This is a genomic window from Thermococcus sp. GR5 (assembly GCF_012027535.1).
In the GTDB taxonomy this organism is placed as follows: Archaea; Methanobacteriota_B; Thermococci; order Thermococcales; family Thermococcaceae; genus Thermococcus; species Thermococcus onnurineus.
Genome location: NZ_SNUN01000012.1, coordinates 1 through 17,902 on the forward strand (window position 1 = coordinate 1; position 17,902 = coordinate 17,902).

Genomic DNA, 17,902 nt, shown 5'->3' on the forward strand with positions numbered 1-17,902 from the left:
CCTATGCTGAGCTCGCCATTAAACTTTTCCCTGGCGTACCTGACAACGTTGAGGCTCTCCTCCACACTTGGCTTTTGAAGGCTCTCCATCTCAGTGCCGGCTGTTGGAATGAGCACGTCAAGGACGAGCACGTCTATTGGGTACTTAAGGAGCATGTCTATTGCCCTGTACTCCCAGTGAATTCTGCCGAAGTCAAGACCGATTGTTATGTGGGGTGCGACCCTAACACCGGCTTCGGTGAGCAGATCGAGGATTCTGAGATAGTCTTTGACGGTCTTGTTTATCTTGTACACGCGCTTTATCACGTCGTTATCGCCGACGAAGTCGAGGGAAACGACGTCAACGTATTTGACCCACTCCAAATCGCTCTCGTCTATGAACCCAACGTGGGCGTTGAGCTTTAAGCTCGTCCCCCTCTTTATTTTCCTCAGCTCGTCTGCGTACTTATCCAGTGGTACCTTCAACCTGGAATCCATGCCACCGCTGAGGAGGCAGCCGGTATAGCCTTCCTTTTCCAGATTCATACAGTAGTTGAGGAGCTTCCTTCGCGTGGGTTTTCTCATCCTCTCCAGGTAGTGCCTCCCACAGTGGGCGCAATTGAGGGCACAGTAGTTGCCCGTGAGCGAGATTGAGGGAAATTTGATGCCTGGGATGTAGATTTTGAGTTTCTTTCTCTCTGCCATCTAAGCTCACCTCGAAAGGGGGTTGCAGGAGGCGGAGTCCTCTTGGAGATTTTGATATTCCTTTTCCATTGGGCAGGCCCCCGGATAACCACTCCGCTGGTTCTTGCAAGTTCAAAAAACGTTGAAGCCGAAGTTAAAAACCCTTGCTGGCCAGTAATGTGGAAAAGAGAGAAGGGCTCAGAAGAACGGGTTCCTGAACTTCCTGCCCGGATAGTACGCGATGCCCTCGAGCTCCTCTTCGATCCTGATGAGCTGGTTGTACTTGGCGTTCCTGTCACTCCTGGCTGGAGCGCCGGTCTTTATCTGGCCGGCGTTGAGTGCAACCGCAAGGTCGGCTATGGTGGCATCCTCGGTCTCTCCGCTCCTGTGGGAGACGACGACGCCGTAGCCAGCTCTGAAGGCTGTGTATGCGGCATCTATTGCCTCGCTCAGCGTTCCAATCTGGTTGACCTTGAGGAGAAGTGCGTTGGCGGCACCCATCTCGATGCCCTTCCTTATCCTCTTCGGGTTGGTGACGAAGAGGTCGTCGCCGACTATCTGTATCTTGCCGCCGAGCTCCCTGGTGATGAGCTTGAAGCCCTCCCAGTCCTCCTCCTGGAACGGGTCCTCGATGGAGACTATCGGATAAGCCGAGACAAGCTCCTTGTAGAGGTCAACGAGCTCTTCCCTCGTGTACTCCTTGCCGGCAACGACGTACTTGCCGATGTCCGGGTGGTAGAACTCGCTGGAGGCTGCATCAATAGCGAGGGCAATCTCGTCGCCCGGCTTGTAGCCGGCCTCCTCAATGGCCTTGATGAGGGTCTCGAGTGGCTCGGTGACCTCTTTCATTGGCGGTGCGAAGCCACCCTCGTCTCCTACGTTTATTGCGTTCTTGCCGTACTTTTCAGCGATGACGCTCTTGAGGACGTGGTAGGTCTCGCTGACCCACCTTATAGCTTCTCTGAAGGAGTCAGCACCAACGGACATTATCATGAACTCCTGAAAGTCAAGCTCGTTGCCGGCGTGAACACCGCCGTTGATGACGTTGCTCATCGGAACGGGCATGACGTAGGCGTTGGTCCCCCCGATGTACTGGTAGAGCGGAAGTCCGAGGGCGTTGGCGGCAGCCTTTGCAACGGCCAGGGAAACGCCAAGGATAGCGTTTGCACCGAGGTTGCTCTTGTTCTCGGTGCCGTCGAGCTCGAGCATCAGCATGTCAATGTCCCTCTGCCAGGTGACGTCCATGCCGATGAGCTCGGGCGCGATTATCTTGTTGACGTTCTCAACAGCCCTTCTAACACCTTTTCCGTGGTAGCGCTTTCCTCCGTCGCGGAGCTCAAGGGCCTCGTGGGTTCCAGTGCTCGCTCCGCTCGGAACCGCTGCCCTCCCCATGCTTATCGGTGTGTAGACCTCGACCTCGACAGTCGGGTTCCCTCTGCTGTCAAGTATCTCCCTGGCAACGACCGCGGTTATCTCAAAGGGATTCTCCATCTCAATCACCTCGGGTGATATTCTCCAAGCAGCATATAAAGCTTTTAGTCTCTCTGGGCTTGTTGTGGGGTTTTTGGCTGTTATTATAACGAGGTTGTTGCCATGTTTTGCAGAACAAAAAAGTCAAAATTTTTTTAAATTATTTTATGCATTTAACCTATTGAGGATGTATTAATGGATATAGATGATACAAATAGAGATTTAAACTGTATAAAGTCTGAAATAGCTGGTTTTCCAAAGTTTTTCGTGATACACGAGAGCTCGGGATACGTGGTGGAGGTAGAGCCCGAAACCTACTCCGGCCTTCAGAAAATCAAAGAAGGGGAAGGGAACAAACTAACCTCGGAAGAGCGAGCAAAACTTAGGGAACTTCAGAACTATTTGAACCAGCTCCCGCCCCTAAACCTTGAATACAACGAAGATTACGGTTTCCTCCTTGGGGGGAGCATCAACGTTTCCCAGGCCTGTAATTTCTCCTGCGTTTACTGCTACGCAAATAAAGGAACCTATACCCTCGAAAAGCCAAAACTTATGGATAAAGAGACAATCCGAAAGGCCATAGACTTCCTATTTGAAAAATCTCCCTATGGAGTGAGCATAGTCTTCTTTGGAGGGGAACCCCTACTAAACTTTCCTGCAATAAAAGAAGGCGTCCTCTATGCAGAGCAGAAGGCCAGGGAAACAAAGAAACCCGTCTTTTTCAACGTTACAACCAACGGATACCTTCTCACCCCAGAGGTGGCTGAATTCGTACTAGACCACCCCTTCAACGTGATAGTGAGCATGGATGGACCTAAAGAAATCCACGACCATAACAGACCCTTTGCGGACAACTCCCCCACCTACAATGTTGTAGCCAAAAACCTCAAGCACCTCGTTGAAGAAGCTAAAAAAAGAGGAAAGCTCCACAAGATTTCTGTGAGAGCAACTGTTCTCCCGGAACAGCTTAATAGAGTTTATGACATCTACCACCACATCAAGACAGAATTTGGAGTCCTCAACGTCGGGGTTGAATTAGCCACCCTCTCGGACAGCGTAGTAACCAAGGGACACATTGATACTTACCTGGACCAACTCAAGAAAATCGCCGTCGAAGAAGTTGAAACCTTTGGGGAGTTGGGAACCGTTGTTTACGTCAAATTCAAACAGATAATCCAGGATGTTTACAGAGGGAGAGTAAGTAGCTTCCATTGTGGCGCTGGAAAGGGAAGCGTTGCCATTGACGTGAACGGAAACATTTATCCGTGTCATCGGTTCGTCAGCATGAAGAACTTTGAGCTTAGCCACATTGAGAACTTCGAATGGGAGCATCTAAAACGCTTTGAGCTCCAAAAATACAACTTCTTCAACCATGAACCCTGTAAGAGCTGTTGGCTAAAACTCTACTGCCACGACTTTTGCTTCTACGAAAACACAATATACACGGGCAGGGGATTCATACCGCCTGCTCTGAAATGCTACTATTCGAGAGAATCTTTCAAAATAGGACTATGGCTTTACTCCCGGCTCTGGGATGAATATGAGGAAGAGTTCGAGAAGGTGTTAGAAAAGTCAATCTCAGTCCCCAGCTCTGATCCTGAACGTAATACTGCTCCTGAGCTTGAGAGGATAGAATCAGAACACATCACGGCCACAATTTAAAGGAGGTGACAAATTGAGGGCTTTAGTCAAAACAAAGCCAAAAGTTGCCACCTTGATGGCATGCCCTGCGATAAAGGACATATGGTGTGAAGTCAAGGAGATAACCTGAATTCTTCTAACATTTTTATTTTTGTCTGCGCTGTAATCGGGAGACAGGTGATGGAATATGGATATAGTAAAGCGCTATACCTTACTTTACATCTTCATGAATACAGGCTTCATTGGGAACCTCCTCATCGTCTACTACCTCTCAAAGGGCCTTACATATGCCCAGATAGGCATCGCGACATCGATACTGACTGCGGGATTCTTCCTGTTTGAGGTCCCGACAGGTGTGGTCGCGGACAAGATGAGCAGGAAGCTCAGCGTTCTGGTGGGCTTTGCGATAAATATAACGGCCATGATATTCCTGATATTCCTTAGGGGATTCCCTATGTTACTCATTTATGCCATTGTTGCTTCGTTCGGCGCAACGTTCGTGAGCGGAAGCCTCCAAGCGTGGCTCTTTGACAACCTCAAACACCTTGGGATGGAAAGAGAATACCGGAGCCTAATGAGGGACATTAAAACCCTTACGATTCCACTCTCGGCACTAGCCATAGCGATCGGAGGAATCCTCGCCCAGCTCTACGGCTTCTGGCTTCCCCTTCTTCTTACGTTAATCCTTGAAATAGCTACCCTTATCGTGGCCTACACGATTCCAGAATATGAATTCAAAAAACCAGAGCGCTCATACCTCTCACACACTCTCCATTCATTCAAGGACATCCTCCAGCCCCAGCTCTTCTGGCTGGTGGTTCTCTCGATAACCGTCGTCATGGCCACGAACCAGTTCCGGAAGTTCTTCGAGCCCTACCTCGGTGAGATACTCGCAAAAAGCCTTGGAACGACCTTAATGGGAACCCTTGGACTCCTTGGAATTGTTGAATCCATCGTGAAGATTATCCCCAGGCTCATAGGCGTTCGCTTAAGGGACTCGTGGAGCGTTAAGGCCTACTCCCTTGCCCCTGTTGTCATTCCAGTATTGACGGCATTGTCGGTCGTTTACCAGAATCCACTCTGGATTATTGCCATTGGGATTTTCGTTACGGTGATTCACACGGCCTTCTCCTTTAACCTTGGGATAGAGATCCAGTACAGGATTCCGAGCGAGAAGAGGGCCACCATACTGTCCGTTTACTCCATGGTCTCGGCACTGGTCATGAGCGTTTTCTACTTCATCTACGGGTTTGCCGTTGATTGGCTTGGGCTTGGGGAGGCGAGACTGGTGTTTGCCATAGCGTTACTGGTTGTTGGAATCTTCCTGAAGGCCGGTGAAATCGTGGGGCCCCTTGGGGAGACCCTACGGCTCAGGCACGCGGAGGCTATCCCAAATGAGCGGTAGGCCGTATCCTAAACAATACAATGGCAAATTTGGGAATTGGATGGCCTTTGACTTTTCTTTTCTCAAGCCTCGCCCTTAGCCGGGAGGATGTCAGTTCAAGCCGGATTGAAGCGATGGGAAGGGGTATATATTTCCTCTCCTTATTTCCTACGGTGGAGATCATGAAGAGGGTTATGGTGCTGATTGTGTTTTTGATGTTCGCTCTAACACCCCTGGCCGAGGCCTGCATGAGCCCCACCGATGTCTATGCGGTCGAGGTCGTTCTGAACAAGCCAGGAATAACTTACAAGCCGTATCCCGCTTTCAATGCTCTTCACAACGCAATAGTCGAGAATGATACCTTCATCTTTCGCTCCCACTACGACAAAAGGCTTGTAGTTGTACTGTGGAACGCCAGCGACGGTCCCCACCTGAGGATAGAGATTCCGGCAGAGTGGAAAGAGACTGGGTTGACTAAAACAGCCTTCAACGCCTCGCTCCTGATAACAACTGACGCACTTGAAAAGTTGAAGGCTGATGGATGGAAAACGAGGGACAATCTAACTTTTACCAGGGACAACGTCACGATAACCCTGACGCCGGTGGCTGGGGAAGAGTGCACTTCGGATGGAGACTGCACCACGGGCGGCTGCTCCGGGGAAGTATGCGCTCCAAGGGAAGAGGCCACCAGGATAGTAACCCCCTGCGTCTATCGCGAGTGGTACACCTGCCTTGGCCTGACGAGCTGCGGCTGTGTAAACGGGATCTGCACCTGGAAGCCAAACGATGCCTTTGAGTCCTGCCTGAGGGAGCACGGGATTGATCCCGAGAAAGTTATCCGGGCGGGTCTCGTGAGGGTGGAGGTTGAAGCTTACAACATGGAGCCTGGAGAGGTTGAGGCTGCCGTTAAGGACTTTCTCTCGGCCTTTGGTGTTGACTGCAACCCGGCGTTGACCTTCGTGGAACCCATGAGTGGAAGGCTCGTTCCTGTGGTTGATTCCTCCGAGGTGAACTTCTCGGAGGCGGTAAAAGTCGAGCTCGAGTGGCTGAGGGATGTCGGGGTGCTCCAAATAAGCGACGAAGACATCGAAGCGATAGCTAAAGTTGCCGGGCCTGGAAAGGCGGGACCTAACTCCCACATCGGCTGGTACGAGACAAAAGACGGCACTTATGCGTGGATACCCTACGAGGAGAGCCTTAATCCAATGCTGGTCAGGTGCACCACCGATGAGGTGCCCACCTACAACCTCCCGAACGGAACTGCCTATGTTGGCCCAACAGTAACCCAGTCCCCATCCACAGATGCCACCACGTCGACGGAGAGTTCACCAAATGGTGGAATATGCGGTCCTGCCTTAGTCGTTGGGCTGTCGCTGTTTGCCCTCCTGCGGAGGAGGTGAACTTTTAAACCTCCCTCTCCAACTTTTCACCATGGACTGGAAAAGAGGGCTTCGCGAAGAGGGTTTTCTCGAGCTGGACGGCTTTAGGGTGGAGCTTACCTTAGACGACACTTTCATGGACTTGGACTACATACCGAGGATAATCGTCTACGACTATGAGAACGAGAAATGGCATGTTCTGAGAAACGCCGTACCGAAGGGAAGGACACTCGAGGAGAACTGGGACAACGCAGTGAGGGTTTTTGAGCGGATAGTCAGAGGTGAAGAGGAGCCACAGTTTGGTGAGAGGGGTGTTAAGGAGAGGTTTTTAAAGGATTTGAAATTCCTGGGGGTGTAAGGTTGCCTTTCTAACGTTCGTTTGAATCTTCATTAGAACTTCCTCTGCCTTTTAGAAAAAAGCTCAAAAATTGTTAAAAATCCAAAGAGGGCCTGCAGATTTTCTGATTGAGTGCCCATTTTTGAGGGAAAATTCTAAATACATTTAGATGGAGTAGTAACCGGTGATGGGTATGAGCGATCACATCGATGTCGCCAGGTATATCGACCATACGAATCTCAAACCTTACGCTACCGCTGATGACATAATCAAGCTCTGTGATGAGGCCAAGCGCTACAACTTCTACGCCGTCTGCGTCAATCCCTACCGCGTCAAACTCGCCAAGGAGCAGCTCAAAGGCTCGAACGTAAAAGTGGCCACTGTCATAGGATTTCCACTCGGTGCAACTCCCACAGAAGTTAAGGTCTTCGAGGCGAAGAAAGCACTTGAAGACGGCGCTGATGAGCTGGATATGGTGATAAACATCGGCGCGCTGAAGGACGGCGATTATGAGTACGTTAGGCGAGACATAGAGGAGGTCGTTAAGGTCGCCCATGAAAAGGGGGCAATAGTCAAGGTCATTATCGAGACCTGCTATCTAACGGAGGAGGAGAAAATCAAGGCCTGCGAGCTGGCTAAGGAGGCTGGAGCGGACTTTGTGAAGACCTCGACCGGCTTCGGAACCGGTGGAGCAACAGTCGAGGACGTCAGGCTGATGAGAAAGGTCGTTGGTCCAGACATGGGTGTCAAAGCATCTGGAGGAGTCAGGACATACGAGCAGGCAATGGCTATGATAGAGGCTGGCGCGACGAGGATAGGGACCTCGAGTGGCGTGAAGATTGTGGAGGGGGCGATGGATGCGGGAGATTAAGGACATCCTTGATCGGGCCATTCAGGAGCTCAGGGTGGAGGGTCTTGAGCCGGACATCCTCCTCGTTGGTCCAGGTTTCTTGGAGTACACCATCCAGGTGCTTAGGGAGTGCAAGCTTAAGATATACAAGATTGATGAGCTCGGCTACGACGCGGTGGTTGCTGACTCCAAGTACCTTGGCCAGATAAAGCGCGCCTCCAGAAGGATTTCTGTCGAGCCTCTCCTCAAGGAAAGTGAAATGTGGGAAGAAATAAAGAAGCTGGACGTTTAGATGAGGTCCTCGACCTCGGGATACCTCTTCTTTATCGCCTGTGCTAGCCCGGTGCCGACTAAAACACCTGTGACCGCCTGGACGATGTTGGGTGGGACTTCCTGGGCCGCCGCCGGAATTCCAAACATGTACGCCTCGAACAGGAAGTAGCCGGTTATCATTATTACTCCGCCGACTATTCCGGCTATGATGAGCGTCGAGACATTGTCGCTTCTCCTTGCCAGATAACCAACGGCGAGGCCTTCCAGTCCCTTGACGACGAGCGTTATTGGCGCCCATCCAGGATATCCTGCTATAACATCGCCAAGGGCAGAGCCGACACCACCTGCGAAGACACCAATAACGGGTCCGAAGACCATAGCTGTGAACATCACCATCGTGTCGCCGAAGTTGAGGTAGCCGCCGGTCGCCGGAATGGTTATCGTGACGAATGCAGTGGTGACACCCACTACGGCCGCCATCATTGCAGATATTGCCATAACATTGGCGCTCCTGAACTTCTCTCTGTTGGCCCAGAGGTAGGCGAGGTAGACTATGATCGCCCCTCCAAGTACATAGGGCACGTAGGGTTTTAGCATTTCAGTTAGATCTCCCATGTTCACCACCTGAAGAATTCAAGTTTCAACTTTAAAAAACTTGGCCCATGGAAAGCGAGAAGAAAAGAATGGATCACTGGAGAGCGGCCTTGAGGCTCTCCTCGAATATTTCCATAGCCACGTCGATCTCTTCCTTGCTGATGGTCAGCGGTGGGATGAACCTTATGCTGTTGTCGCCGCAGCCGAGGAGTATAAGGCCGCGCTTGACGGCCTCCTTGACGATTTCGTTCCTGAGCTCTGGGTGCTTCTCCTTGGTGTCCTTGCTCTTGACAATCTCGACGGCTTGAGCCAGTCCGAGACCTCTGGCATCTCCGATGACATCGTACTTCTCCTCAAGCTCCTTGAGGCGCTTGTGGAGGTAGCCACCGACATCCTGGACGTGCGGCAGGAGCTCCTTGACGATCTCTACGACCTCTATTCCAGCCGCTATTGCCACTGGATTGCCGCCGAAGGTCGAAGCGTGCCTGCCCGGCTTGTCGAACGCTATGTCGGCCCTGTGGACGACACCGGCGAGCGGAATGCCGCCACCTATGGCCTTACCGAACTGGATGGTGTCCGGGGCAATGCCAAAGTGCTCAATGGCCCAGAACTTGCCCGTTCTGCCAACACCCATCTGAACCTCGTCGTCCGCGAGGAGTATTCCGTAGTTGTCCGCTAACTTCTTCAGCTCCTTAAAGAAGTTCTTCGGTGGAACGACGTATCCACCCTCACCCTGTATCGGCTCGAAGACTATGGCACCAACCTCTTCGGGCGGAACGTGGCGGAAGACGTACTCTTCGATGAACTCAATGACCCTGTTAACGAGCTCGTCCGGCTCGGCGTAGCCATCAATGTGCCAGGGGTTCCTGTAGGGATTCGGATAGGGAATGTGCTCGACGCCCGGCATGGTCGGGAAGAAGCGCTCCTGCTGGACCCACTTGCTTGCGGTGAGGCTGAGAACTGCCTGGGTCCTGCCGTGGAAGGCGTGGTAGAAGGCTATGAACCTCTTCCTGCCGGTGCCGTACTTGACGAGCTTCATCATGGCCTCGTTGGCCTCGGCACCGCTGTTCTGGTAAACGACCTTCTTCGGGAAGTCGCCTGGAGCCAGCTCTGCAAGCTTGTTGGCTAGTATTATGGCGTTCTCGTAGAAGAAGTCGTTCAGCGCGAAGTGAGTGAACTTCTCAGCCTGCTTTTTGACGGCCTCAACGACCCTCGGGTGGGCGTGGCCGACGTTGAGAACACCGACACCGCTTCCGAAGTCGTAGAAGACGTTTCCGTCGACGTCGTAGACGAGTATGCCATCACCGTGGTCTATGACTATAGGGAGGGTATCGGGATCCTGGGTGGTAACTGCCAGAGCCTCGAAGTTCTTCTTTATTATCTCCTGAGCCTTCGGCCCGGGAAGCTCCTTAACGTTTGGCCTAACCACCATTGTGCATCACCGATGGGAAAAGGAACTCCTCCTATATAATTCTATGTTCATCAATGAACACTTTTGGTCGAAAAATCTTCGGGAGAACGCCGAAAAGCGTGAGCCCGTAAAGACCATCACCCGTGGGGACGCAAAGTTAATAAACTTAGAAGAGTTTCGATTTTCGGTATTGTGGTGGTGAAGTTTTACTGGAGCATCAAACGGAAGGAGCGAAAGAGAGGGGATTTTGGTAAAGCCTTTCTGGCTAGTTCCATCGCCTCGATAATGGTGATTGTTGCCATGGGGGTTCTTATGGGTGAGCGGGATTTAATAGCCCCCCTTGACATGGCAGTTAAGGTAATCCCGTTCATGGCTTTGTGGGATTTTGTCTTAATATCGCTCTTTGACAGGGGTTTTCTCTTTGACGAAGAAGATGAAAGCAGTTCGGCCTTTCCTTATGATGTGTCAGAGACGGCTGAAAGCAAGAAATGAAAAGAGATGACTCTGAAGCTCACTCCCCGTTCTTCTCGCCCCACTCCTCGAGGAGCTCCTTCGCTGAGTTGGCAGCGATGGCACCCTGACCGACTGCAACGGCTATCTGCTTGAAGACGTTGGTGATGTCTCCAGCAGCGAAGATGCCCTTGACCTTGGTGCGCATGTGCATATCAACCGGAATGTAGCCGTACTCGTCGGTTATGCCGAGGTGCTTGACGAAGTCCGTCTTCGGCTCGTATCCTATGAAGATGAAGACGCCGTCAACGGCCATCTCCGTCTCCTCGCCGGTCTTGACGTTCTTGAGCTTCACCGCCTCGACTTTGTTGGTTCCCTTAATCTCGGTGACGACGGTGTTGAGTATCATCGGAATTCCACTGGCCTTGAACCTGTCCTGGAGTATCTTGTCGGCCCTGAACTGGTCACGCCTGTGGACGAGGGTGACATCGACGCCTATGCTCTTGAGGTAGAGGGCCTCCTGAAGGGCGGTGTTTCCGCCTCCAACAACTATGACCTTCTTGCCTTTGAAGAGCGGGCCGTCGCAGGTGGCGCAGTAGCTGACTCCCCTGCCTGTGAACTCGGCCTCGCCTGGAACGTTGAGCTTCCTTGGGGCGGCGCCGACGGCTATGATTATGGTCTTGCCCTTGTACTCCTTGCCGTTCTTCGTTCTGACGACGAACTTGCACGGGCCCTCGTAATAGGCGCACTCGGTCGGGTCGATCCTCTCGACCTCGTCAAAGACGATGTCAACGCCAAGCTTTTTGACGTGCTCGTGCATCCGGGTGGTGAGCTCCGAGCCGCTGATGCCCTCCGGGAAGCCGGGGTAGTTCTCTATGAGGTCCGTCAGTGCCATGTTTCCGCCGAGGTCCTTGCTGATTATCAGGGTCTCCAGTCCGAAGCGTGCCGCGTATATCGCTGCGGTGAAGCCAGCCGGTCCCGCGCCTATGATGAGCACGTCCCAGGCCTTCTTCTCGTACTCTCCTCCGCGTGAAAATCCTCCCAGACTAAACATCTCTCCCACCTCCAGGATTTTCTAACATGGGCTATTTAAAAGCATTATTGCCCACAAATGTGTAAATATATTCACACGGCGACCTCCACCTCGACCTCTCCATCAGGTACCCTTCCCCCTGGTTTGACCCTTAAAGTTGTCCTGTCGTGGATGTCGCTTCCAAGGGGAACGTCGAGAGTGAGCTCTATGATGTACTCACCGTGTCCTTCTAAGAAGACACTCTTTCCAAGGAGCTTCTTGAACTCTCTCGGATCGATGACGTTCTTGTTGGAAATTGTCATAAGCTTTTTCCTCATGAACTCCTGCTGAATTCAGTGCTTTCCCTTGTTTCAGCAAGCTTCTCAGTAATCCTAGGGCCTTTCCTCTTCAGCTTCACCCTCGCTCCCCTGTACTTCTGAACGGTGACGTAGAGCCTTCCGGAAAAGCACCACTCGATTAGGTCAATCCTTGCATGGGCGAACTCTGCCCCCTTTGAGGCCTCCAGCGATTGCTTGTCGATCTCGAACCTGTAGGACGGAATTATGGGTATCAGCAGGATGTTCTCGAGCTCTGGCTTCATGGGGAGATACGCTGGGGCTTCTATTAAAGTCTCTTCGCTCTTATTCATGATCAGGGAGAACATCTCCGGCTTCAGTTCTATTCTGTCTGTTTCTAATTCCTCACTCTGAGTGAACTTCCTGTCGATATGGTAATGCCTACTCCTCCCGGAGCTAGACCAGTACCCCCTAAGGGGGAGTCTTCCCTTAACGAGCCTCATTCTCCTGGGGAAAACCAGCTCGTTTCCCTCGATCCTTACCCCCTGAACCTCTCGGCTTTCTGCCTAGCACTCTCTCGCTGGCGATGGCCCCAGAGGATGATCGCCGAGATAATGAACAAGATAAAAGAAGAAAAAGAAAACTCCCGGATCCATAGCACCACCGACGAATGTTGCCTCATGGAACGATAAACCTTTCCTTCACACCAGCGAGACGTCCCTGTCGAGTATTAAGTGGAGTGTGTAGCCGCTGAAGGCCGCAAAGCCGAGGAAGACGGATTCTTCAAATGACAGTCCAATACCAAAGTTTCCGAGTGTGAATGCGAGCAGACCGTAAACGAAGGCAAAGAGCAGGGAGTGAATTATGCCCCTGTGCTTCGGCATTATGGCCGTGAAGCCATACCATGCTATGACTCCTGCTATGGCCCCAATAATCCATGCGAGGGTGATGTTCTTCCACTCAGTCCCGATGTTTACAATGTCTACGCTCCTGAGGTAGACGACGCTGCCGACTGCAACTGAGACTAGCGGCTTCGTTCCGCGGTGGATGAGGGCGTGGGGATGATCCATGTCCGGCAGGTCGCTTCCCAAAACGTAGAGGGCGTAACCGAGCACCATTGCCATTGTGCTGAGCTCAACCGGAAGACCAAAGTTTTTGAGGATGGAAGCCACTGCGATAGCCAGGGGATACGTTATTATCCCGGCCAGCACGTGCTCCTCGTAGTTCATTCTGTCTCCTCCCTATTCGAAGCCTCCTCGAGGAACTTTCTGACGTAGTCTGGAATCTTGTAGTTGCCTTTTGGATCACCGACGAGGAAGCCGAGCCTTATTAGCTCGTTGAGCTGATCGTAGACCTGTATTCCGGGCCTCTTGACGTGTTTCGCGACCTGTATGTAGCTGATCGGTCCGCCGTTGAACTCGAAGACTATAGCTTCGACGAGGTCCTTGTAGTCCTTCGGGATCCTCGTGAGGTATTCCTCAAGGCTCTTGGGCTCCTCGAGGATCGTCGTGACCACGTAGTCGTCTATCGGATCGAACTTGTGCTTGGCAGCTTCGCTCAGAACGTAGTGAAGTAAGCGAAGAATCTGTCTCGGGTTGCCCTTTCCGAGCTCGTGGATGAGCTTTATGGCCTCCTCCGTGAACGGATAAAGCGGGTCGTCGGTGTCCCTTATCCTGACCATGTTGAGCCTCTTCTTGACGAGCTCGTAAGCCTCGTCGAGGCTCATCGGCCTCAGCTTGAACTCATAATGCAGGCGCATGAAGAATGCGGGAAATATCTTGCTGTATTCTTCGTAGGCCTCGGGCACACAGGCGAAGGCCACTATACAACCCTTGGGCATGTTGCTTATAAAGTGCCTCAGCATCTCGAAGAACTGTATCTTCTCCTGCTCACTCGCGGTCTGCATGTTCTCGAGCTCGTCGAGGAGAAGGGCACAGTAGGGGTACTTGCTCATCTGCTCCGTCAAAAGCTCGGCTATGTCCCTGCTCTTGTATTCCTTGGTATCGCTTAGCATCTTTTCCAGTCTGTCAATAAAGCCAAGCTTTTTGCTTAGGTTCTCAAGGAAGATGTTCGTCCTGCTCTTTGGCGGCTTCAGTGCGTAGAATATGTCGCGCGTAAGTTTGAGGATGTCATTGGTATCAACCTTGACGTAGATGGCTTTTCCTTTATTTTCTTCAATGGCCTTTGCTATAGTTTTCAGCCTCTGGGTTTTGCCCATTCCGAGGGGACCGACTATGGAGAGGGCTATGGAGCTTTTATTTCCTATGACCTCGGAGAGTATCATCTGCAGGCGCATGTCGATTTCCTGATAGACGTGAATGCCCTCGACGTCGGCTATTCCCTCACTTGCGAGCTGCTCGAAGGGGTTCCGAGAAAGGCCATAAACCTCGTATGACTGGTAGGGGTAAAGCTTAAGGCCGCCGGTTTCCATTTTAACTCACCGCATAGTTTAGGATTGTAAAATATAAAAGCTTGTCCATCGGTGAGCAAAAATGACAGTTCTGATCGTTACGGCACCTCAGGGCCGTGAGGGGGATGCAATCCTCGAGCTGGAATGGGCGCTGGAGAAGGTTAAGGTCAAGGGAACGGACTGGAAGGGTGTTCTCCTGGCCGAGACACCTCTGTCCCGTGAAGAAGTCCTTGAAAGGCTTAAGCGCTTCGAAACGCAGACAATACAGAGGGTCATCCCGCTGGAACTTCTTGTTCCTGCCAGAATGGAGAAGATAGAGGAAGCTGCCCTTAAGCTTGCAGAAAAAATCGATGGAACCTTCGCCGTTCGGGCAAAGGTTAGGGGAAACAGGACACTCAAGGCGAGGGAGCTTGAGATTGACCTCGGCTCTCTAATCGTCGAGCGCTACGGACTCAAAGTGGATCTGAGCGAGCCGGAATATACCCTCGTCGTCGAGGTTATTGGGAAGAAGGCTGGAGTGGGGGTTCTCAAGCCCGATGAGATGCTCAGGTTCGAGGTTAAGGACTAGTGGAAACCTAAAATACGATTAAAGACCAATTCATAACATGGACTACCGACACGTCTCGTATATGGTGATTCTGCTCGTCATAGTCTCTTCGCTTCTGATACTTGTAAAGCCCTACCTTGGGCGTGGAGGGGGTGAGACCATCTCGGGCAAAGTCGTTCTACTCCCGGAGCCCAGATTAACAGGCGAGATGAGCCTTGAAGAGGCCATAGCGATGAGAAAGAGTGTACGCTCCTATAGGAACGAGCCTCTAACCCTAGAACAGCTCTCTCAGCTTCTCTGGGCTGCTCAGGGTATAACGCACGGGAATAAACGAAGTGCCCCAAGCGCTGGAGCCACCTATCCCTTTGAGGTCTATATTGTCGTTGGAAACGTCGAGGGCCTTAAGCCGGGTATCTACCACTACGATCCCTTTAAGCACAGCCTGACGCTGGTAAAGGAGGGCGACTACAGGAGGGCACTGCAGAAGGCCGCCCTCGACCAGAAGTGGATCGGAAATGCTCCGGTTGACATAGTCCTTGTGGCCTTCTACGAGAAAACGACCTCCTATTACGGCGACAGGGGAATAAGGTATGTCCACATGGAGGCCGGACACATCGGGCAGGACATATACCTTCAAGCCACCGCCCTCGGACTTGGAACCGTCGCTGTTGGGGCCTTCTACGAGGATCAGGTGGCTGAGATACTCGGAACCGAAGGCGTTCCTCTCTATATCTTTCCTGTGGGTGTTCCGGGATGATAGACCACCACACGCTCGGCTATCTTACCTTTGCCCTCATGAGCCTGACGATGCTTAGTGGAGCTTTCATCTTCCTCTCAAAACGAAAGGACTTCTGGATCAAGGTTCACATAGTCCTCAGCGTCGCGACGTACCTTATTATAGTCATTCTCATATGGTTTGTGAGGTGAACTCAAGATTTTTAGTCCTATGAGAGTAGTGTTATTGTGAGTGACCATGTATGACGTTGACGAGATAATTGAGACCCTCCAAAAATTGAACTACGAGGAGGTTCTGGCTTACTGGATAGAAAGTGAAAAGGAGGAGGCAAAATTTTACAAAGAACTAGCAAAAAGAGCCCGGAACCTTGGACTCGGTGAGGGGCTCGTGAAGACTTTTGAGAAGCTTGCTGGGGATTCCCTGGAACACGCAAAAGACCTAGAGGGACAGTTCAGAGTAAAGTACGGCAGAAAGCCGAGGAGTGAAGTTCCACCGCTTGAAGTTCTGCCCCTTCTCGATAAGTTTGAGAGAGCTGACCAGCTCGAGGAAATACTCAAGGCTGCGATGGAGAGCGAGCTGATAGCCCACGAGTCCTACAAGCTCCTAGCTGAAAGGGTTAGGGATGAAGAGCTAAAGAAACTCTATGCAAAGCTGGCCGAAGTAGAGTGGGGCCACTACGAGCTTCTCAAAAAGAGGTACGAAGAACTGAAAGTCAGAGCCATCTAACGTCAAAATATAGTAGAAAATCCTTCTTATATTTTTAGATGTCCGTTGTTGTTCCGTTTTTTGTCTTCAAATGCCTTGTTATAGGTAGCTGTGTCAAAGCGTTCATAAAAGATCGCGGCGTATGTTCCATAAGTGATGTTTTCATTCTCCTGCTCTACTGAGAAGCTCTACTAAATGTCGTTAATCCTCCATAAATGACTACTCTTACTAGAACAGAATAAAAGAGGTATGAAGGAATAACTTCACACTCGTCTTCGGACTTCCGTACTGCCTTCACTTTTTGGCCTCTTTCCCTGCTTCCTTTTTCTCCATGGCTTTCTTGGCAGCTGCAGCTGCCTTCGCTTTCTTTTGCTCCTCCAGTTTCTTCTTTATCTCTTCAACCTTTTCGGGCTTGAGCGGGATGAACTTGTCGTCGTAGTTGTTGTAGCTTGCCAGCAGGAACTCATCGCTCATCTGGAGGGCTGCGGTCGGACAAACGTCAACACACTGCGAGCAGTAGACACATCTAGCGGTCCACAGAGCGACCTTCCTTATCTCAGGTAGGAAGACGAAGACGCCGGCTGGACAGACTGTGACGCACATCCTGCAGCCGACACACTTGTCCACGTTGTACTTCAGCTGGCCCCTGAAGTTATCTGGAACCGGCACTGGTTCAGTTGCAGGGAAGAGGTTGGTGGCAGGCTTTTTGAACATGTTTCTGAGCACGGTGGGGATGAGCGGGGAGAGCCTCACATTATCACCTCCATGGCGATAAGGAGTGCGCCGATGAGCGAAGCTAAGAAGACGTTCTTCCAGAGGAAGTCAACCGCCTGCGTTATTTTGAGTCTGCCTGTAGTGGCCCTGAAGACACTCTGCACAGCAAAGAGCAGTATGAATACCTTGAGTGTATGGAATAGCAGGTTTACGACGTTTGCTGGAAGTCCGGTGAGGTTGAAGTAATCTGCTATTCCCCAGGGGAAGAATATTGCTACGACGAGCGATGCTGCTATGTAAGTTTTCAGTGCCTTCGTGAGCTTTAACAGGGCCAGGTAGCGCCCGCTGTACTCGGCGAGCAGTCCTTCGGCTATCTCTTCCTCTGCATCGGGTATGTTGAAATATCCGACTTCTATTTCACTTGCCAGCCAAATGACGAAGACGTAAAGGAGGATTACGGCACCTATAAGGCTGAGTGGGGTACCTATTTCCCAAATGTTGTACTGGTAGAAGACCTCCATGCTGAATGGCTTGTTGACTCCAAGTTTTCCAAGACGCCATATTATAGCGAATAGGGCCAGCATCATGGCAGGCTCTCTGGAAACCATTATTGCTGCTTCCCTTGCAGCTCCTATCTTTGCGTAGGGGCTTCCTGAGCTTATGCCACCGAGTATCTTGAAGAAGCCAATGAGGGTGAGGAGATATATGAAAACGATGACGTCTCCCTTGCTCGCGAGTAGTGGAGCAAAGCCCATCGGGGTGTAGGCGAGGAGTGCTATGGCCGTTGCCAGGGCGAGTACAGGTGCGGCTCTAAACATAAAGTTAGCCGTGTTGGGGATTATTGTTTCCTTGCTCGCTAGCTTGAAGAAGTCATAGAGGGGCTGGAGAAGCGGCGGCCCTACCCTTCTCTGCATCCTTGCGACGAGCTTTCTGTCTATACCTTCCCAGATGAGCGATGCCAGTGAGACGAAAGCGTAAAGGCCTATTAAACCTGCTACCGGATAAACGATGTTCGCCATTACGTCCATCCC

22 protein-coding genes are annotated in these 17,902 nt (G+C 51.6%); 11 read left to right on the plus strand and 11 right to left on the minus strand.

The features are described 5' to 3' along the window. On the minus strand, positions 1–683 hold a 683-nt coding region (locus E3E33_RS10345), incomplete at its 3' end, for a radical SAM protein (protein WP_167731687.1). Positions 684–860: 177 nt separating this feature from the next. Beyond that, the gene (gene eno, locus E3E33_RS10350) at positions 861–2,153 is read right to left on the minus strand and encodes a phosphopyruvate hydratase (protein ID WP_167711310.1); all 1,293 of its coding nucleotides are present in this window, start codon (positions 2,151–2,153) and stop codon (positions 861–863) included. Positions 2,154–2,327: 174 nt separating this feature from the next. On the opposite strand from eno, the gene E3E33_RS10355 reads away from it, so the two are divergent. The 6 genes from E3E33_RS10355 (at position 2,328) to E3E33_RS10380 (ending at position 8,015) form a co-directional block, all read left to right on the plus strand. Further along, complete coding sequence (locus E3E33_RS10355; RefSeq protein ID WP_167711168.1) at positions 2,328–3,794, plus strand: radical SAM/SPASM domain-containing protein; 1,467 nt, start codon at positions 2,328–2,330, stop codon at positions 3,792–3,794. 166 nt (positions 3,795–3,960) lie between these two features. Continuing rightward, entirely contained in the window at positions 3,961–5,178 is a 1,218-nt protein-coding gene (locus tag E3E33_RS10360) for an MFS transporter (protein WP_167711166.1), read from the plus strand. A 161-nt stretch (positions 5,179–5,339) separates the two neighbouring features. Then, entirely contained in the window at positions 5,340–6,557 is a 1,218-nt protein-coding gene (locus E3E33_RS10365; RefSeq protein WP_167711308.1) for a CGP-CTERM-anchored Cys-rich protein, read from the plus strand. Positions 6,558–6,588: 31 nt separating this feature from the next. Further along, positions 6,589–6,894: a hypothetical protein gene (locus tag E3E33_RS10370; RefSeq protein ID WP_012572571.1), complete on the plus strand. Its 306-nt coding sequence runs from the start codon at positions 6,589–6,591 to the stop codon at positions 6,892–6,894. Positions 6,895–7,066: 172 nt separating this feature from the next. Continuing rightward, a complete protein-coding gene (deoC, locus tag E3E33_RS10375; protein ID WP_048055106.1) occupies positions 7,067–7,744 on the plus strand; it encodes a deoxyribose-phosphate aldolase in 678 nt (225 codons plus the stop codon). After that, positions 7,731–8,015 carry a family 4B encapsulin nanocompartment shell protein gene (locus tag E3E33_RS10380; protein WP_012572569.1) on the plus strand — a complete coding sequence of 95 codons (285 nt, stop codon included), beginning with the start codon at positions 7,731–7,733 and terminating at the stop codon, positions 8,013–8,015. The genes deoC and E3E33_RS10380 overlap by 14 nt, the downstream gene beginning before the upstream one ends. Here the strand turns inward: E3E33_RS10380 and E3E33_RS10385 are convergent. Further along, positions 8,012–8,611: an ECF transporter S component gene (locus tag E3E33_RS10385; protein ID WP_012572568.1), complete on the minus strand. Its 600-nt coding sequence runs from the start codon at positions 8,609–8,611 to the stop codon at positions 8,012–8,014. The genes E3E33_RS10380 and E3E33_RS10385 overlap by 4 nt on opposite strands. A 73-nt stretch (positions 8,612–8,684) precedes the next feature. Further along, a complete protein-coding gene (locus E3E33_RS10390; protein ID WP_167711164.1) occupies positions 8,685–10,022 on the minus strand; it encodes an ornithine aminotransferase in 1,338 nt (445 codons plus the stop codon). Between the two features lie 177 nt (positions 10,023–10,199). On the opposite strand from E3E33_RS10390, the gene E3E33_RS10395 reads away from it, so the two are divergent. Beyond that, a complete protein-coding gene (locus tag E3E33_RS10395; RefSeq protein WP_167731688.1) occupies positions 10,200–10,493 on the plus strand; it encodes a hypothetical protein in 294 nt (97 codons plus the stop codon). A 19-nt stretch (positions 10,494–10,512) separates the two neighbouring features. Here the strand turns inward: E3E33_RS10395 and trxB are convergent, their stop codons facing one another. The 5 genes from trxB to E3E33_RS10420 all read right to left on the minus strand — a co-directional run bounded on the left by trxB (position 10,513) and on the right by E3E33_RS10420 (position 14,190). After that, positions 10,513–11,505 (minus strand): thioredoxin-disulfide reductase, encoded by a 993-nt coding sequence (trxB, locus tag E3E33_RS10400; RefSeq protein WP_012572565.1) that lies wholly within the window; start codon positions 11,503–11,505, stop codon positions 10,513–10,515. 71 nt (positions 11,506–11,576) lie between these two features. Next, the gene (locus E3E33_RS10405; protein ID WP_167712081.1) at positions 11,577–11,801 is read right to left on the minus strand and encodes a hypothetical protein; all 225 of its coding nucleotides are present in this window, start codon (positions 11,799–11,801) and stop codon (positions 11,577–11,579) included. Further along, on the minus strand, positions 11,798–12,262 hold the full coding sequence (locus E3E33_RS10410; protein ID WP_167712080.1) for a hypothetical protein: 465 nt from the start codon (positions 12,260–12,262) through the stop codon (positions 11,798–11,800). Before E3E33_RS10410 ends, E3E33_RS10405 begins: the two co-directional genes overlap by 4 nt. A 198-nt stretch (positions 12,263–12,460) precedes the next feature. After that, positions 12,461–12,988, minus strand: a complete 528-nt coding sequence (locus tag E3E33_RS10415) for a metal-dependent hydrolase (RefSeq protein ID WP_167712079.1) — start codon at positions 12,986–12,988, stop codon at positions 12,461–12,463. Then, on the minus strand, positions 12,985–14,190 hold the full coding sequence (locus E3E33_RS10420; protein WP_167712078.1) for an ATP-binding protein: 1,206 nt from the start codon (positions 14,188–14,190) through the stop codon (positions 12,985–12,987). Before E3E33_RS10420 ends, E3E33_RS10415 begins: the two co-directional genes overlap by 4 nt. Positions 14,191–14,251: 61 nt before the next feature. Here E3E33_RS10420 and E3E33_RS10425 point away from each other — a divergent pair, with 61 nt between their 5' ends. From E3E33_RS10425 to E3E33_RS10440, 4 genes are read left to right on the plus strand one after another with little or no spacing between them, the layout of a single operon-like run. Then, positions 14,252–14,737: a THUMP domain-containing protein gene (locus E3E33_RS10425; protein WP_167712077.1), complete on the plus strand. Its 486-nt coding sequence runs from the start codon at positions 14,252–14,254 to the stop codon at positions 14,735–14,737. Positions 14,738–14,774: 37 nt separating this feature from the next. After that, on the plus strand, positions 14,775–15,473 hold the full coding sequence (locus E3E33_RS10430; protein ID WP_167712076.1) for a SagB/ThcOx family dehydrogenase: 699 nt from the start codon (positions 14,775–14,777) through the stop codon (positions 15,471–15,473). Further along, positions 15,470–15,643 carry a hypothetical protein gene (locus E3E33_RS10435; RefSeq protein WP_167712075.1) on the plus strand — a complete coding sequence of 58 codons (174 nt, stop codon included), beginning with the start codon at positions 15,470–15,472 and terminating at the stop codon, positions 15,641–15,643. The genes E3E33_RS10430 and E3E33_RS10435 overlap by 4 nt, the downstream gene beginning before the upstream one ends. Before the next feature lie 46 nt (positions 15,644–15,689). Beyond that, positions 15,690–16,178, plus strand: a complete 489-nt coding sequence (locus E3E33_RS10440) for a ferritin family protein (RefSeq protein ID WP_167712084.1) — start codon at positions 15,690–15,692, stop codon at positions 16,176–16,178. A 273-nt stretch (positions 16,179–16,451) separates the two neighbouring features. Here the strand turns inward: E3E33_RS10440 and E3E33_RS10445 are convergent, their stop codons facing one another. Together E3E33_RS10445 and E3E33_RS10450 are read right to left on the minus strand one after the other, a co-directional pair. Further along, the gene (locus E3E33_RS10445) at positions 16,452–16,910 is read right to left on the minus strand and encodes a 4Fe-4S dicluster domain-containing protein (RefSeq protein ID WP_012572557.1); all 459 of its coding nucleotides are present in this window, start codon (positions 16,908–16,910) and stop codon (positions 16,452–16,454) included. Beyond that, positions 16,907–17,899: a respiratory chain complex I subunit 1 family protein gene (locus E3E33_RS10450; protein ID WP_167712083.1), complete on the minus strand. Its 993-nt coding sequence runs from the start codon at positions 17,897–17,899 to the stop codon at positions 16,907–16,909. Before E3E33_RS10450 ends, E3E33_RS10445 begins: the two co-directional genes overlap by 4 nt. Positions 17,900–17,902: the final 3 nt, after the last annotated feature.